The sequence below is a fragment of the Nostoc sp. FACHB-133 genome, assembly GCF_014698055.1.
Taxonomy (GTDB): domain Bacteria; phylum Cyanobacteriota; class Cyanobacteriia; order Cyanobacteriales; family Nostocaceae; genus Nostoc.
Genome location: NZ_JACJSH010000065.1, coordinates 20514 through 36653 on the forward strand (window position 1 = coordinate 20514; position 16140 = coordinate 36653).

Genomic DNA, 16140 nt, shown 5'->3' on the forward strand with positions numbered 1-16140 from the left:
TAGAAACAACCAGCAAGAGTTACCAATCAGGTGTTGTTACAAGTAATTCTGTCCAAGGGGTACAATCTGGTTCTTGAGCAGTATCTTTGGTCATGGGAGCATTGCACCCACGGACTTTAAAGGTGTACTTAACAAGATCCCTGGCTCCGGTATAAGTCCAACTACGTGCTGTTGGGTCATCGATTTGCGTCATATCATCTTTATCGTCGCCCCAAGTTACTTGATAAAAATCATTTTTTTGACATACATCCCAAGAAATCTTAATTCTCCGCACTCTTGTGGTGTCTGCAACCAAGTTGTATGTATTTCTAGAATCACAAGAAGAATTATCTGTTTTCTTCTCGCAATTACTAGTACCAGGGGCACATTCAGCCAGTGTTTTGACTGGGCGAATTAACCCAGTAGAAAGTGTTGTTAATAATATGACAGAGGTCAGACTATATCTGAAAAAGATGGAACTAAATCGTATTTTGTGCATAACAAATCCTTCAATTATCTTGAATAAAACCACAGCAGAATTTAGAAGGTAAAGGTAGTTCTAATAACTCCCAGTACAGCATCACTGTTTTGATCGTCATGGTTGGGAGCAGTCAGCCAAATTAAACCAGGGGTAATGGTAATATTGTCTGAAACTGCATAGCTGTAAAAACCCTCAATGTGTAAAGAGGTATTTCTGTCTTGAGCAGAGTCGCGGTTTTGCGGTGCAACTATCTCCGTAAATACATTAGCGATCGCCCCATTAGCACTGGTAACTCTCGGTTCCATACCCACAATCAGCCCCGCCAGATTGCCTTTTTTACCCAAATCCGGGAAAGCTAAAGCAACTGCATAGTTCCAAATATCGGCATCTCCTACGCCCAAAACGCGGGTTTTGGCAAAGCCAGCCCAAGCATTAATCAAAAAGCCGGAATTGACTTGATAGGATGCTTCCAAGCCGTAAGCGTTGGTGGAAGTCGGCGAATCAGTAACTAAGCCCAAGTTAGCCTTTTGGCTACCAGTACCTGGGATTGCCAAATCCTCACCCTGGTTATTGTAGGCGTTGACGTAAGTTAAACCGATACTGAGGCGATCGCTGGGTTGGAAAGTCAATTGAGCGATCGCACCATAAGAACCATTGAATAAACCTCTGTTAGTGTTGGGGTTGGATGCTGTACTAGACAAATATCCCAAACTCAACTCCAACTGGTCAGAGAGGCGATGTCTCAACCCAACTCCGGCTCCAGCCGGTACAAAGTAGTAAACTGAGTTCCGACTGCCAAACTTGGATAAAGCACCACTGGCTCCCTCATCCCCATCCAAAAAGGGGTTGATTGTATCCACAAAATCTTCAACTTCCCCTTCGTTGGCAAAAAAAGTAACTTCGGTTTTTTTGCCTAGGGAAAATCTGTAATACAGTGTCTCAACTCCAACTTGATTATTTTCAGGATCTTCATCCCCAATTTCTCCATTAAAAGCTAGAGTCCCTTCTGGTAATCTAGTTCCAGTACCACCTTCACTAGAGAAGTAATTGAGGTTGAGGGCTTGTAAGCGAACTCGGAGTAAGTCTTGTCCAGTGAAACTGGTGTCAAAGTTGAGGCGGACGCGATCGCCAAAAGTCGTGCTTCTCGGAATATCAGCATTATCGGCATCTTGCCCAGATGCAAACCCTGATATGGCAAAAATGGCCTCACCATGAAGTTTTGTCGTGGTTGAGAACTGCTGTTTTTCCAGGGTTTCCAGGTAAGGTTCTAAAGCATCCACTCGACCCAGCAAAGTAGTCAATTCCGCCGCAAACTGTTCTTGTAATTTTTGCAGGGTTGTTAAATCTTCTTTCTTAACTATGTCAGTTGTTGCAGTTGCAATTAGTTCATTTACCCTTTCTAAGCAGGCATTAATTCCAGCCGCAAATTCGTAACGAGTTAAAGCCCGATTACCGCGATAAGTTGCATTAGGATAACCTGCAATACACCCATAACGCTCCACCAAAGATTGCAATGCACCGAATGCCCAATCTGTTGGCTGTACATCCGACAGTTGAGAAACAGATGTTACCTGTTCTGCTGATTCTTGAACAGTTCCCGTTTTGGCTGGAAGTGCGTTGGCATCGCCCGCCGCAACAATCGCCCCAGTTGTGGTAGTGAGTACCGAGAATAGCCCCAAAATCACTGGACAAATCGGCAACCACTCCCAAAACATTTTGATCATTTTTCTGTTATCCTCACACCATTTATTATCAATTGCAAAAACAGGCAATCACACGAAAATTGACCTATTAAAATCCTTGTTAGAGACGTAGCAGTGCTACGTCTTTATATCCAACCTCTAATACTTACTTCTTCGCTTCAGTAGAGTTATCTCTTTGACTTAATTCCCAATGCTTTAGCAATTGAGCGCGATTTTGCCGCAAGTCTTTACGGTTACGTTCTTCAGGATAAGGAATGCCATCGCCCTTAATTCCTGCCCAAAGAATTTCGTTGAATTCTTCTGTATCAAGCTTATCTTCACCTACAAAATTGAAGTCTTTGGTCATAGCAGCCCACCATTTTTTAGGATTTAAAATCGGCATAGCTGCTGTCTTTTCAACATTGCGATCTTGGCAAGCTGGTACTAGTTTTGGATCTACAGGATTGGCACACAAGTTACCTGGCACAATAGCTGTGTAAGGTTCAAAGTTAGGTTCTCTAGTGAAAGCATCTGACATTGGTTCAGCATTAGCATCAGTAATTGCCAAATAGCCAATATTTAACAAATCCTCCATTGTCCGCAATACACTAATGGTGTTGTAATTAGTGCTGACGAGCGCACCCCGTTTTGTATAAGGCGAAATAATGTAGGCTAAAGAACGGTGGGAATCAACGTGATCTGGCCCATTTTGGGAATCATCTTCAATGATGAAAATTGCCGTTTCTTTCCACTCCGGCATCCGGGAAATTTTCTCTACCAATTTGCCAATAGCATAGTCATTATCTGCCATTTGCAGTTCAGGAGTATTTAGTCCGGCCAGAGCAGTGCCAAAGGAGCCAAAATGATCGTGAGGCAGACGCACAAGCATTAAGTTAGGCAGTCCATTCTGCTCAATGTCCCTTTCCCATTCGTTGTACAGATAAATATCTGGATTATTCATGTCGAATGAGCGGAAGTAAGGATCAGTTTTATCCAACAATACAGTTTTAGTAACGGGAGCTTGGGGAATCTTGTCAGCGTAGGGGGTTGGGGAAATAGGGATATAAGCCGGGTTTTGAGGATCGGGTTTAGTAGGATCGGGTTGACTAGTAATGTAGGGAGCGCCATTGTCAACTAGGAAGCCGTAATTACGTACAGTCTTACCAGCACGCAGTGCTGCATCCCAAAGATAGCCACCAATGACATTAATTCCTAAGTCACCGTCTCCTTCAGGGGCATTAACATCTCTGTCTCCGGGCAATATTGAAGACCCACCAGAACGATCTAAAATCCCTGTCAGACGCGTATTAACTGGAGAGGCATTAGAAGAAGTTTGTGGTAGAGCAAGGCTGATGTTGCGATTAGTACCTTCGTAATCGTAAGTCAAACCATTAAATCCGGCATTACCGTAGAGAACTGATTGAGTTTTTTCGGTGTAATCTGTCGTTCGGGCAAAAGTAGACCAACTCCAACCAACTCCACTCGATTCGCCACTGTCGTAGAAGTTATCAAAAGTTGCGAAGCCAAAGGATAGCTTGTGATGGTTTGGTGAAATATTGTTGGGAAACAAGGTAAGTGTTGGGTCGCCATTACCAAGGGGCAAGTCACCAAGTACCTGGTCATAAGTACGGTTTTCTTTAACTATGTAGATAACGTGCTTAATTTTGCCTTGTAAATACCTCATCGTCCGGTCAGGACGGCGATTGTAGAAACCATTATTTTTATCCACTTGCGCCGAAAGTGTACCCAGAGTCGCACCCTTTGGCACTGGAATAATTGAGATACCAGCTTTTTCTAAAGCCCAGTTGTACTCATTTTTAAAATTAGTATTGCGTGCTAGTCCCGCAGGTGTTGTCCGGTTTCCTGCCGGGTTGGGGCCAGAATTACTCTTGGCATTGACAACGTAAAGTCTTTGACCATCTTGACTGATGCTTACAGAATTGGGATACCAGCCAGTGGGGATGCGTCCATTTACTCTACCACCTTGTAAGTCCACAACAGCGATCGCATTCTCGCCCCCTAGAGTAACGTAAAGTGTTCGTCCATCTGGACTGAGGGTTAAAGAGTTAGGATTTGCACCTTTATATTTCTCACCAGGGCGAGACAAAGAGATGGTTTGAATAACCCGATTGTTATTTGTATCAATGACTGAAATCGAGTCATCATTACCATTAGCTACATACAGTCGATTTTGGCTAGACGAGAGCAGTACTTTATTTGGTTGGCTACCTATTGGTATACGGGTAATTTGTCCAGAAGTAATGTCAACGGCAAGGACTTCGTTGTCGCGCTGGCTACTAATGAAGACTTTAGCTGCTTGACCGTTTTCTGCACTCTTAATGGCTACATCAAAAGGAAATTCCCCGGTTGCTATTTTATCGCCTGGTCTAAAGAACTTAATTTCTTTAGTTACCTTACGGGTAGTAGTATCAATGATTGATATTGAGTCATTCTCAAAGTTTGCAGTCACTAAGGTTTTGCCATCCTTACTAACGGCAATACCCGCTACAACTGCTCCTGTTGCCACAGCCTTCGCTGGCGTATCCTTTAACAAACCACCATCATATTTAGGAAACGGGTCAGTTTGGTTAGAATTGTGACCTAGTAAAATAAAGGGAGCATCTGGTATGTATTGGCTGCCATTAGAGGCATAAACATAGACGCGATCGTCAATCCCACCTGATACAAAGAAGCGCGAGCCGTCTTTGGCCCAAGCTAAACCGTTATAGGTATTCGGAATATTAATCTGTTGCCTTTTAACCAACTTCCCGCTACTGACATCATAGACAAAAACCCATTCTGCTTTTGGAGTTGTTGTACTACTTGACTTGCCAGTTTGTGGGTCTAATACAGGATAGGTGAAAGTACTGCCCGTGTTTTCATTTTTGAAGTTTTGATTATAGCCACTGGTAAGCACCAGTAAAGTTTTTCCATCAGGGCTGAGGGCTGTGCTTACTGCTTCAGCCGCATCAGCATTATCATCTGTACGCAAACCAGTTGCTAAAGGTGCAAACGTTGAACCTGGTGCTGCTGCGGGTGTAATAGTTTGACCTGTGGGTAATAAAGCTGCCCCACCCTGTAAGTTACCAACGGGGCTGGTAGTTCGAGCGCTAACTGATTGTATATTTGCACTCAAGGTACTTAGAAACAAAAGACTTAATAGATACCCTTGATTTTTGCTAGGTTTCATGCAATTTTTCTATAATTAGGATAACCATCAAATAAAAATATTGATAGTCAATAGTTAAGCCATCAGTAATTTTTGGTTATGTTTTGGTACTAGCAAGTCGTATTTAGTTAAGTTTTTTAAACCCTTTATTTCCTATTCAGTTACCGTTAAATCCTATGCTTTTGTGTGGTTTTTCTGTCTCGCTAGCAGATTGAGAATACTACTACTGAGGGTTTTTATCTGGGCTTCAATAACCTTTGCTTAATCTCAGCTTAATTTTTGCTTAACCATGAAAAATAGATACTAGTAAAAGTACAAAAACTGGCAATATTCCTCAATAAATACTGTCTTCTAGAATATAGAACTGATATGCTCAACAAAAGTCTAATTTTGTCCTTGTTGGCGTTATTTGCTGTGGCTCCTGCCGCCAATGCAGAGGTTAAATTAATTGCAATTGGGAGTCTAGATGGTAATATTAGCGATCGCTCCAACAAAACATCTGCTCCCCTTGAAAACGGCGTTCCGGGCAACCTATTGGGTGGTTTAGGGTCGGGATTGGCCTACGCTGGCTGTAACACCTTTATCGCTATTCCAGACCGAGGCCCAAATGCTCTTTCATACAACAGCGCTGTCAGTGACACAGCATCTTATATCAACCGCTTCCAAACTATCAAAGTGAAACTTGAACCAAGCAAACTTGGTTCAGCGTTACCCTTCACCCTTACCCCTTCCTTAATTGACACGACTCTGCTATTCAGCAATGAGCCTCTTTACTACGGTAATGGTGCGGGATTGGGTTTAGGCAGTGGTGTCCCAGCTTTGAATACCAAGAATAAAAACTATTTCACTGGACGCTCAGACAACTTCAACCCCACTCAAATCTCGACAGATCCCAACAATGCCCGTTTCGACCCTGAAGGGGTGCGTGTATCCAATAATGGCAAGGAGATATTTATCTCTGATGAATATGGCCCTTATGTATATCAATTTAACCGCAATACAGGTAAGCGGCTTAGGGTCTTTAATCTACCTAGCAAGTTTGCAGTCAGCAACTTAAGTCCCGTTAGTGATACAGAGATTAGTGGCAACACGTCTGGTAGGGTTGCGAACAAAGGCATGGAAGGACTTGCAATTACTCCCAACGGTAAAACCCTGATTGGAATTTTGCAGAGTCCACTCCTTCAAGACGGTGGTACTAATGGTGCTTATACCAGAATCGTCAAGATTGACATCGAAACAGGTGCCACCCAGGAATACGCCTATCAGCTAGATAATATTGGTACGGTGGCTAAACCGAAGTATCCCACCGTCAGCGAGATTTTGGCAATCAGTGATCGCGAATTCTTAGTAGATGAACGCGATGGCAAGGGCTTTGGCGACGGCTCCAAGGCTGCCTTCAAGAAAATCTATCACATCGATCTGACAAATGCTCAAGAAGTAAGCAATATCACTGGGGAAAGCAACCTTGTTGGCAAGGCGGTTAGCAAAACCCTGTTCCTTGATGTGGTGACTGCGCTAATTAAAAACGGCTTCAAAGAAGAGGAAATTCCGGCCAAGCTTGAAGGTTTAGCCTTCGGAGAAGACGTGGTTATTAACGGTGTGAAAAAGCATACGTTGTTTATTGCCAATGACAACGACTTCGTTGGTACTATAGCGCCAGGTATTTACAACCCAAACAAATTTTTCGTTTTTGCGGTTGACACCACTGACCTACCAGGTTTCGTGCCCCAGGATATCAAAGGAGAAGATTGATATTCAGTTCGGTTGAATAGCGATCGCTATGAGTTGCTAGAGTAGGCAAGACACCTACTCTACAAACTTTGAAACTAAGCCGAGGCATTTTAAACTCAGCACTCTTCATCTGAAAATCGCTGTAATCTTGTTCACTAGTTTTCGTCGGGTAATTGAGTTATTAACTACCTACCCTAATCGAGAAGAACTGTGCCAGGAGTTTCCCGAATTAGAAGATGAAGATATTCAGCAAGCCTTAATTTTTGCATCATCTTACTTGGACGATCGCATCATTGAACTAGCTAAACATTTGCAGATATTGTCAATTAAATATTCCTGTAAAACGGTCTTTGATACAATTCTAGTTTTCTTGAGGTCTGCTTCAGAAAGTTCTTCTCCAGCTTGCAGGCGAGTGGCGGAACTTTGCAACACTGTCGCAGCAACTTTATCTCCGATTTGCAAAGCGGTTTTAGCTACTGTTTGCAACATCGTTGCTGCACCGGTGCGATCGCCTTGTAGCAATTTCGCCTCGGCTAACTGGGTTTGGCGATACTTTGCTTTACTTGAGGTCAGGAATTACCTGAATCAGTTCAGTCTGGAAAGCTTTGTCGTAGGAGATGACAAGTAAGCTTTCGAGTTCAGCCTGAGCCATGATCATACGATCAAAGGGGTCTCGGTGGGCGATCGGTAGGCTTCCTGCTCTGAGTGCATGGGCTGTGGCGATCGCAAGTTCGATAAATTTAGCCTGATGCAATATCTGTGAATATTGCTCAACAAGTTGTTTGGCTTCTGGTAGTTTACCCATACGGTATTTGGTGGCAATTTCCCAAGCAGAAGCACTGCTGACAATAATCCAATGATCTGGGTTGCGAATGATGTCTCGGCAGTCAGTGTGGAGTTTTGGATCGTCAAAGAGCCACCACTGCAGAATATGGGTGTCGATGAGATAGCTCATTCCCATTGCTGAAGTTCTTCTTCTGGCAGTGTTTCAAAGAAAGCATCGCCGAGTTTTCCTTTCAATAAACCAGGGGTGCGCGGTTCGACTTCGCTCACCGCAAGAGGTTGTGTATGTTCTTGACTTAAACCTAGCCGAAAGTAGTGAATTAGGTCATAAATTTCTGCTAGTTTGTCTTCAGGGATGTCTTGCAATTCTTGGACAATCTTCTGGATCAGCATAAGTCAAACTCTTCGCTGGTTGTTAATCAATAAGTTAGGAATATGCGACTACTTTGTTGCTCAATTGAGGAATAAAATATTTTTTCTCGCTTTGCGCCTTGGCGCGAAACTTTTATGCCGTTAATCAGCAACGCTGGATTTTTACTATTCCTGTAAAACGGTTTTTGATGCAATTCTAGTCTTCTTCAAGTCTGCTTCGGAAAGTTCTTCCCCAGCTTGCAGGCGAGTGGCGGAACTTTGCAACACTGTCGCTGCACTTTTATCTCCAATTTGTAAAGCGGTTTTAGCTGCTGTTTGCAACATCGTGGCTGCACCAGTGCGATCGCCTTGTAGTAATTTCGCCTCGGCTAACTGGGTTTGGCGATACTTAGCTAATGCCAAAATAGACTGCTGTACCTGGGGATTAGAAGCCGGTTGATATGCCCGCACCACATCTGCATACACCGGCACCAGGGGCGAAAGTAACCCTTCTTGGTTAACTAACGGGTCATCATAGCGAATTTGCAGATGCCCGATCACCTGTTTCCCCTCTGGCAATTGTCCCAGATAAATATTCGCCAAAACTACCCGTTCTACATCCTGCATCAAATCTCCCAAACGTACAGCAAAGCTACCATCAGCTTCTCGTTCCACTGGTAACTCGATTGTGTCTGGGGCAACTTGGGCAATGGGCTTCAATTCTGCTAATCGGACATTTGGCACTAGAGATAACAGCAAGTAGGCATTAGTTAGCCCAATTGACTGAATCCTTCCAAATAGTCGGCTAAATTGCTCCACAGCTTGTTCAGGATGTTCAATATGAGCTAGAGTACCACCACCGACATCGGCAATTTTTTCTAGCAAATCTTGATTCCAGCTATTGCCAAATCCGAAAGTGTTGATAGTTAGGTTCAGTTTGGCAGCTTTTTGCGCCAGTTTGACACAGCGCTTATTGTCATCTCGCCCGATATCCCACTTCCAAATCCGCAAACTGCTTTCACCATGCCCATCCGTCAGCAGAAACGCCTGGGAAACAGCTCCTCTTGTACCCTTCATCAGTTCTGTAATTCCCAGTTCCAAACCCTCGGCGATCGCAGTGCCGCCACTAGCGCTGAGTTTACTTTTTATTTGGGATTTGATGCTTTCGGGGTCTTCGATCGCTTGGTTGGGGATAATGACTTCCGCAGAACCGGAAAAAGCCACAACTGAGATGCGATCGCCAACTTTCAACCGATCTATTAATCCTTCCACCGCCTGAATCACCGTTTTAATCGGTTGTCCATGCATAGAACCACTTCTATCCAGAATCAGGCAGAGGTTAAGGGGCAGATTTTGGTCAAACTCACCAGCGATCGCAAAAATCGTCATTGCTAGTTGACGTTGGCTACTTGTTTGAGCCACATCAACATTATTGTCATTTAACGCCGAGAGCAATTTAACTTTCATTGAGGAGGGGTATCTTGCAAAACTGTTTTGGAGACAATTCTGGTTTTCTTGCGATCGCTTTCAGATAAATCTCCACCAGATTGTAGCTGAGTGGCAGAAGTTTGCAACACCGTCGCTGCCCCAGTATCTCCCATTTGCAGTGCAGTTTTAGCAGCCGTTTGTAACATTGTGGCTGCACCAGAGCGATCGCCCTGTTGCAATTTCGTTTCGGCTAGCTGGGTTTGGCGATATTTAGCTAATGCCAAAATAGACTGCTGTACTTGGGGATTCGGATCTGCTTGGTAGTTTCTCACTACATGGGCATAAACTGGGATATTTGGTGTAACTAAACCTACCTTGTTGGCGGCTGGATCGTCGTAGCGGACTTGCACGTTAGCGATCGCTTGTTCACCTGCTGGCAATTGTCCCAAATAAATATTAGCTAAGATTATCCGTTCTGCATCTTTCATTAAATCTCCCAACCGCACAGCGAAACGTCCATCAGCTTCTTGTTGCAGTGGTAACTCAATTGTGTCTGGGGAAACTTGAGCAATGGGTTTAAGTTCCGCTAACCGGACATGGGGCATCAGAGACAATAACAGATAAGCATTAGTCAATCCCACTGTTTGAATGCGGCTAAACAGGCGATTAAACTCATCCACTGCCTCTTCCGGCTTTTGAATGTAAGATAAAGTCCCTAAACCAGCATCAGCAATTTTTTCTAAAACATCTTGGTTCCAGTTGTCACCAAAGCCCAGAGTGTTCAAAGTCAAATTATAGCTAGCAGCTAATTGGGCAAATTTCAAACAGCGATTATTATCACCATGTTCATTTTCCCCATCGGTTAATAAGAAGGCTTGGGAAACAGTATCTTTTTTTCCCTTCGCCAACTCCTCAATCCCCAAGCGTAATCCTTCATCAATCGCAGTCCCACCATCGGCGGCTAGGCGGTTAATTTGATTTTTGATTTTTTCTGGATCTTCGACGCTTTGACTAGGTACTAAAACTTTGGCACGGTGATCGAAAACTACAACACTGAGGCGATCGCCAGGATTAAGTCTATCTACCAGACGATTCGCTGCTTTTTTCACCGTTTCTAGCGATCGCCCGTTCATAGAACCACTGTGATCCAGAATTAAACACAAATTCAGGGGCACATGGCGGTCTTGAGTCTCTGCGATCGCCGAAATCGAAATTCCCAACTGACGTTGACTGTTCAGTTGATTCGCGTCTAAATTACCATCATTCAAGGCAGGCTGCAAGCTAACCTTCATAACTTAAAGTCCTTATTCAGGATATACATATTAATAAATAACTTCAAAGCACCACTTTAGCTCTACGGAAAACCTATCCAACACAAATACATGAATATAATCAGAATATCTTAGAAGCCAAACATTGGCAGATGCAAAGCCACCTGAAGCATTAGGGAGAAATCCGCACCTTGAGGGAAGCGTGCATCGCGCTAGGATGTATTACAGTTAACGGCATAGTTTCAGGCGATCAGTTGCTATGGACATTTCCCCAATCAAAGCTGTTCAAGCCCCATATTACGGCGATAGCTCTTACCGGACACCACCGCCAGATTTACCTTCCCTCTTATTGAAGGAGCGAATTGTCTATATTGGGATGCCACTGGTGCCTGCTGTCACGGAATTAATCGTGGCTGAGTTGCTGTTTTTGCAATCCGATGACCCAGAAAAGCCCATTAAAATCTATATCAACTCCACCGGTACATCTGGTTACAGTGGCGAACCCATTGGCTTTGAAACCGAAGCCTTCGCCATCTATGACACCATGAGATATATCAAGCCTCCTATCCATACCATCTGCGTCGGTTCCGCGATGGGTATGTCAGCCATGCTTCTCAGTGCTGGGACAAAAGGTTGCCGCGCTAGTTTGCCTCACTCTTCGATTATCCTGCATCAGCCTAAGAGCTACGCCCAAGGTCAAGCAACGGATATTCAAATTCGGGCAAGGGAAGTTTTGGTAAACAAAGGCGCGTTAGTTGATATTTTACATCAGACTACCGGGCAGCCCCGAGAAAAAATTACTAAAGACATGGATCGGTTGTTATATCTGACACCTTACGAAGCGAAGGAATACGGTCTAATCGATCGAGTTTTTGAGAAAGAAGAACTCGCAAATCCCCCCCTCCCAGCCAGTGTCCTTTAGTGAGTGCTGAGTGCTGAGTGCTGAGTGCTGAGTTATTAAGTTAGGAGTTATGAGTTATTTCTAACTCTCCTACCGCGCCCAAATTATTAAGAACGGAGTAAGTTATGCCTATAGGCGTTCCTAAAGTTCCTTACCGGATGCCCGGTGGACAATATACAGATTGGATTAGCATCTACGATCGCCTTTACCGGGAACGGATTATATTCTTGGGGCGAGATATTGATGATGAAATAGCCAATCAAATAATTGCTGTAATGCTCTATCTGGACTCAGATGATCCAGGTAAAGATATTTATTTATACATCAATTCCCCAGGTGGAATGGTTACATCTGGCATGGCTATTTTTGACACCATGCAACATATAAAATCAGATGTAGTGACTATTTGCGTTGGTTTAGCTGCTTCAATGGGGTCTTTCCTGTTGGCTGCTGGCACCAAAGGTAAACGCCTAGCATTGCCTCATTCACGGATTATGATTCACCAGCCTTCAGGTGGCACCCGTGGACAAGCAACCGACATCGAAATTGAAGCTAGAGAGATTCTGCGGATTCGTCACCAGCTTAATGGCATTTATGCCGATAAAACCGGTCAGACCATAGCAAAAATTGAAAAAGATATGGATCGTGACTTTTTCATGTCTGCTGAAGAGGCTAAAGAATACGGTTTAATTGACCGTGTGATCGAAGAACGAACCTCTATAGTAGCAGGCGAGTAAGGGGGGCAGGGGGCAGGGGGCAAGGGAGCAGGGAGAAGAGGGCAGGGAGAAGAGGGCAGGGGGCAGAATTAATAACCCAATTCCCAATTCCCAATCCTCAATGCCCAATGCCCAATGCCCAATGCCCAATGCCCATTCCCAAACAAACTGTCAACATTGAACTTTAAAATAGAAAATTAGCCTTTATCATTAATAGTCCAGGCTTAAAGCTGAATACTGACAGATAATAGCCGATAGCTAAATATTCGATAGCTCATAGCTCAAGATGGATCTTGGAGATTGCTACCGTTTGCTAGGTTTAAGATCGGGAGCTTCTTTTGCTGATATCAAAGCGTCTTATCGACGATTGGCGCAGCAATATCATCCCGATATCAACCCAGATGACAACAAAGCCAAAGATAAGTTTATTGCCTTGACAGAGGCTTACAAACTCCTGCTGACGGTAGTACTGCCAGAGGAAACTGCTGCACATTCAACTCAGGTGTCAACTGGGCGTGATGCTGCTAAGACAACGCAGCGCCAGAAAACACCAGTCACAACGGTGGTTAACCAGCAACCAGGGAAAGCAAAGCCGCCTAATCTGTTGGAAATAGAAGAACGGCTGAAGTGGAAGACTTATGAGCAATTGCAGCGATTTTTGCAAGAGAAACGATTTCCGCAAGCGATCGCACTGGTGGAAGCTTTAGCAGATCGTTTGTCAACAGATCCAGAAGTTCGCCAATGGCAAGCGATCGCTTATCAAATTTGGGGACGGGCGCTAATTTCTGAAAACCAATTGCTCAAAGCCAGAATTTATCTCAAAAAAGCTTTGAAAACAGACCCCCATAATAAAAGTCTCTGGTATGAAGTGCAACGCGATTTCCAACGCTTAGAACAAATTTTTTAAAGATTTACAAAATTTATTGAAAATCAAAATCTCGTTACCAAATTCTAACAACAGGGGCAATTCATAAATTGCCCTTATCTGTAATTAAAATTTTTCGGCTATTGTTTGCATAATTCCTAAGTTACTCGACGCGGAAAAAGCAGCAACCCGTCCGGTTAAACTGATAAGGAAGAAAATAGCAGATTAGGCAGTGAATAACATAGTGCGGTTAGTTTTGACAGCAATATTGCTGATGCTAGTTACAGCTTGTGGCAGTATTGGATTGCTACCGACTAGCGAGTTAGTGCAAAAAGCGATCGCACTTGGGCTAGAGCAAACTCAACAAAAACTTAGCCAACAGTTGGATCTAGATTTTCAAGGATTTGAAATCAAGCGGCTATCAATTACCCAAGAACAACCCCTAACGATTGAAAATTTACCGGCTTTCCACGTTCGGGGAACCTACGACTTGATTCTCAAGCTACCAAAACGGCGCTTGACGCAACCAAAACAACCCTTTGATGTTTACTTGCAAATTCAGCAAGAAGGTAAAACTTGGCGATCGCTAATTCCAGAAAAGGGCAGTAAAAATACTCAACCAATTTGGCGTAGTTATCTCATCCAATAGAGACAGGGAAAGGTTTGAATTGCCTCACTCTTTTCCCAAACTACAGGTTAAATTTTGTGTATCCTGTACCGTCATCTTCTGCAAGAATTATAAAATCGAAGGATTCAACTAAGGCTTGAATCTTGTTGAATCATCTACTTGAAACTCTACAAAGCAGTATTGCATTATTTCTCTCTTCTTTGTTTCTAAGTAGTGGTTCATTTTATTTATTGTATATGTGCAACTCGAAAAACCATCACAATCATCTCCGTTGGAACTTTCTAAGAAAAAGGTAGCAAAGAGACTCAACCTTATTAGCGTAGCTATATCATCCAAAAACTAGTGTGTGCAAATAGAAAAACCATCACAAGCATTTACGTATAACTGCTGGGATATCGTCATGATCGAGATGATGGTTTCATCGGAGACAGGGCAAGATGTATATTAACTTTTTCATTAGTTCCATCGCTGGAATTGTGGTTGTAGTACTAGCGGCTTTTGGCTTACTGCAATGGTTGCACATCCCTGCTGGTAACTTTCTTGATTGGGTGATTGGTGGTGCAAGTTTTTGGTGGCTGTTGGTAATTGTTACCGTCCCGTGGAATGTGCATTTTCAAGCCAAAGAAGTATTAGCAGAAGCAGCACAATCAACTGAGAAAGGAATTCCAGTCGATGAGAAACAAGTGAAGTATGTCACATCGTTGGCAAAGCGATCGCTCTGGGTTGCCATTGCTTTACACTTGTTCTCAGCCGTCGGTCTTTATACCCTTGCTGCCACTGGTATTAGTACGGTGGGATATATAAGTTCTGGTGCAGCTTTGTTATTAACGATTCTGCGTCCAGCTATTCGAGCTTATGAGTATTTATATGCACGGTTAGCAATGATTCGCCAAGAATGGAAGTATCCGCGCGAAGATATTTTTGAATTGCGCGATCGCTTCTCTATATTGGAACAAAAAATCCAGTTATTGGAAGATCAACTCAACCCAGAACAACCCTATTCATTACCCGCAACTCAACAACGCTTCGCCGAAGAGACTCGCAGAGATTTAGCTCGGATTGCAGCTAATTTTGAGGAATTACGGGCGACAAATCAAACTGAACATGAGCGTTTGGCAAGAGAAGCACGAACTGCGATCGCGCAACTTTCCACCGACGGGCAATTTCTGGATCATGTCCACGAAATTATTCGATTTTTTAAGACTGCTTAATTATTACTCTCATAGCTAACCAAATTTTAAATTTTGGAGCGTGCTATATAAATATTCATCATCCAAAATTTAAAAAATTTCTTCATAGAGGGTTAATGAAGCTCTACAAACAGCAAGAGAAGTTTGACATAACAAAAATTTTACTTATTTAGTATATAAGGATACTATGGTTTTCCAGAGCAAGGAAGAAAACCAAATATGTTATAACTTTGTACGGATGATGTTTGGTGAAGCTCACATAACTTCAGGAGTACTTAAGGTGAATCAGATACAACTGACTTTAACTATCGGTTATCTGTTAATGACATGTTATTTTTTAATCAATTGGTTAATATTTGCTCTACGTCATCCTGCTTCCACTCCAGAAGATAAATTTTTATCGGTTGTGATGTTTGTGGTAACAACTATCTTCTGGCCCCTGATGATTCCGATGTCTTGTTTAGAAATAGTTCAAAAAAAGCAAATGGACTTTAATAAAATGATTCCTGTTCTCTTAGCAATATTTATATTTAGTATTTCATATTATTTGACCGAATAATTCATAATTTCTAATCACAAATTGCATAGATATAAAGAGAAGCCGGAGGATTGACTTGTGACCCTCCGGCTTCTTTATGCAACACATTACTTTAACTTCTTAGGCAGTCTACTTAATTAAATCGAAAATTTCCTAACGTCGTCTGCTGCCAAAACCACTTGAGCGGCGGGGTGCTGTACTACGTCCACTACCAAAACCACTGCCAGAATTGCGTCTAGTAGTGCTGGAATTACCAGAGGGTCGCAACGTACTGCCACCAAAACCAGAACCAGAAGGACGGTTATTACCTGTAGTGCTACGCGGTGTAAGTAGGACAGGGTGAAAAAACCAAATTGTGTAAAGATAAGTAAATACACATAATGTATCTACCACGGTAACAGGTATATGGGCAGCCGTTTAAGGGTAT

Annotated in this window: 15 protein-coding genes and 2 pseudogenes; 8 read left to right on the forward strand and 9 right to left on the reverse strand. The window is 43.1% G+C overall.

Annotation, left to right across the window (positions count from 1 at the left end; genetic code table 11):
• Positions 1 to 19 precede the first annotated feature (19 nt).
• The 3 genes from H6G86_RS31715 to H6G86_RS31725 form a co-directional block, all read right to left on the reverse strand.
• Entirely contained in the window at positions 20 to 478 is a 459-nt protein-coding gene (locus H6G86_RS31715; protein WP_190937660.1) for a hypothetical protein, read from the reverse strand.
• Between the two features lie 41 nt (positions 479 to 519).
• Positions 520 to 2184 carry an iron uptake porin gene (locus H6G86_RS31720; RefSeq protein WP_190937661.1) on the reverse strand — a complete coding sequence of 555 codons (1665 nt, stop codon included), beginning with the start codon at positions 2182 to 2184 and terminating at the stop codon, positions 520 to 522.
• A gap of 124 nt (positions 2185 to 2308) precedes the next feature.
• Positions 2309 to 5332 carry an alkaline phosphatase family protein gene (locus H6G86_RS31725; RefSeq protein ID WP_190937662.1) on the reverse strand — a complete coding sequence of 1008 codons (3024 nt, stop codon included), beginning with the start codon at positions 5330 to 5332 and terminating at the stop codon, positions 2309 to 2311.
• 348 nt (positions 5333 to 5680) lie between these two features.
• Here H6G86_RS31725 and H6G86_RS31730 point away from each other — a divergent pair, with 348 nt between their 5' ends.
• Together H6G86_RS31730 and H6G86_RS39095 are read left to right on the forward strand one after the other, a co-directional pair.
• On the forward strand, positions 5681 to 7063 hold the full coding sequence (locus H6G86_RS31730) for an esterase-like activity of phytase family protein (RefSeq protein ID WP_242065073.1): 1383 nt from the start codon (positions 5681 to 5683) through the stop codon (positions 7061 to 7063).
• A gap of 127 nt (positions 7064 to 7190) precedes the next feature.
• Positions 7191 to 7298 (forward strand): annotated as a pseudogene (locus H6G86_RS39095) (DUF433 domain-containing protein); the annotation flags it as partial.
• A 17-nt stretch (positions 7299 to 7315) separates the two neighbouring features.
• Here H6G86_RS39095 and H6G86_RS31740 read toward each other — a convergent pair.
• The 5 genes and pseudogenes from H6G86_RS31740 to H6G86_RS31760 all read right to left on the reverse strand — a co-directional run.
• Positions 7316 to 7600: pseudogene (locus tag H6G86_RS31740) on the reverse strand (hypothetical protein); the annotation flags it as partial.
• A gap of 1 nt (position 7601) precedes the next feature.
• Positions 7602 to 8003, reverse strand: a complete 402-nt coding sequence (locus H6G86_RS31745) for a type II toxin-antitoxin system VapC family toxin (RefSeq protein WP_190937663.1) — start codon at positions 8001 to 8003, stop codon at positions 7602 to 7604.
• Positions 7994 to 8218, reverse strand: a complete 225-nt coding sequence (locus tag H6G86_RS31750) for a hypothetical protein (protein WP_190937664.1) — start codon at positions 8216 to 8218, stop codon at positions 7994 to 7996. Before H6G86_RS31750 ends, H6G86_RS31745 begins: the two co-directional genes overlap by 10 nt.
• A gap of 144 nt (positions 8219 to 8362) precedes the next feature.
• Positions 8363 to 9643 (reverse strand): vWA domain-containing protein, encoded by a 1281-nt coding sequence (locus tag H6G86_RS31755; RefSeq protein WP_190937665.1) that lies wholly within the window; start codon positions 9641 to 9643, stop codon positions 8363 to 8365.
• Positions 9640 to 10896, reverse strand: coding sequence for a vWA domain-containing protein (locus H6G86_RS31760; protein ID WP_190937666.1), 1257 nt, complete (start codon positions 10894 to 10896; stop codon positions 9640 to 9642). The genes H6G86_RS31755 and H6G86_RS31760 overlap by 4 nt, the downstream gene beginning before the upstream one ends.
• Before the next feature lie 238 nt (positions 10897 to 11134).
• Between H6G86_RS31760 and H6G86_RS31765 the strand changes: the two genes are divergently transcribed.
• From H6G86_RS31765 to H6G86_RS31790, 6 genes are all read left to right on the forward strand, one after another.
• Positions 11135 to 11797 carry an ATP-dependent Clp protease proteolytic subunit gene (locus H6G86_RS31765; protein WP_012407741.1) on the forward strand — a complete coding sequence of 221 codons (663 nt, stop codon included), beginning with the start codon at positions 11135 to 11137 and terminating at the stop codon, positions 11795 to 11797.
• 104 nt (positions 11798 to 11901) lie between these two features.
• Complete coding sequence (locus H6G86_RS31770; protein WP_012407740.1) at positions 11902 to 12513, forward strand: ATP-dependent Clp protease proteolytic subunit; 612 nt, start codon at positions 11902 to 11904, stop codon at positions 12511 to 12513.
• A gap of 265 nt (positions 12514 to 12778) precedes the next feature.
• A complete protein-coding gene (locus tag H6G86_RS31775; protein ID WP_114080124.1) occupies positions 12779 to 13399 on the forward strand; it encodes a J domain-containing protein in 621 nt (206 codons plus the stop codon).
• A gap of 199 nt (positions 13400 to 13598) precedes the next feature.
• Positions 13599 to 14006, forward strand: coding sequence for a hypothetical protein (locus tag H6G86_RS31780; RefSeq protein WP_114080353.1), 408 nt, complete (start codon positions 13599 to 13601; stop codon positions 14004 to 14006).
• A 416-nt stretch (positions 14007 to 14422) separates the two neighbouring features.
• Entirely contained in the window at positions 14423 to 15196 is a 774-nt protein-coding gene (locus tag H6G86_RS31785) for a hypothetical protein (protein ID WP_190937667.1), read from the forward strand.
• 217 nt (positions 15197 to 15413) lie between these two features.
• Positions 15414 to 15734, forward strand: a complete 321-nt coding sequence (locus H6G86_RS31790) for a hypothetical protein (RefSeq protein WP_242065074.1) — start codon at positions 15414 to 15416, stop codon at positions 15732 to 15734.
• A 132-nt stretch (positions 15735 to 15866) separates the two neighbouring features.
• On the opposite strand, the gene H6G86_RS31795 is transcribed toward H6G86_RS31790, so the two are convergent.
• Positions 15867 to 16106 (reverse strand): hypothetical protein, encoded by a 240-nt coding sequence (locus H6G86_RS31795; RefSeq protein ID WP_190937670.1) that lies wholly within the window; start codon positions 16104 to 16106, stop codon positions 15867 to 15869.
• Between the last annotated feature and the right edge of the window lie 34 nt (positions 16107 to 16140).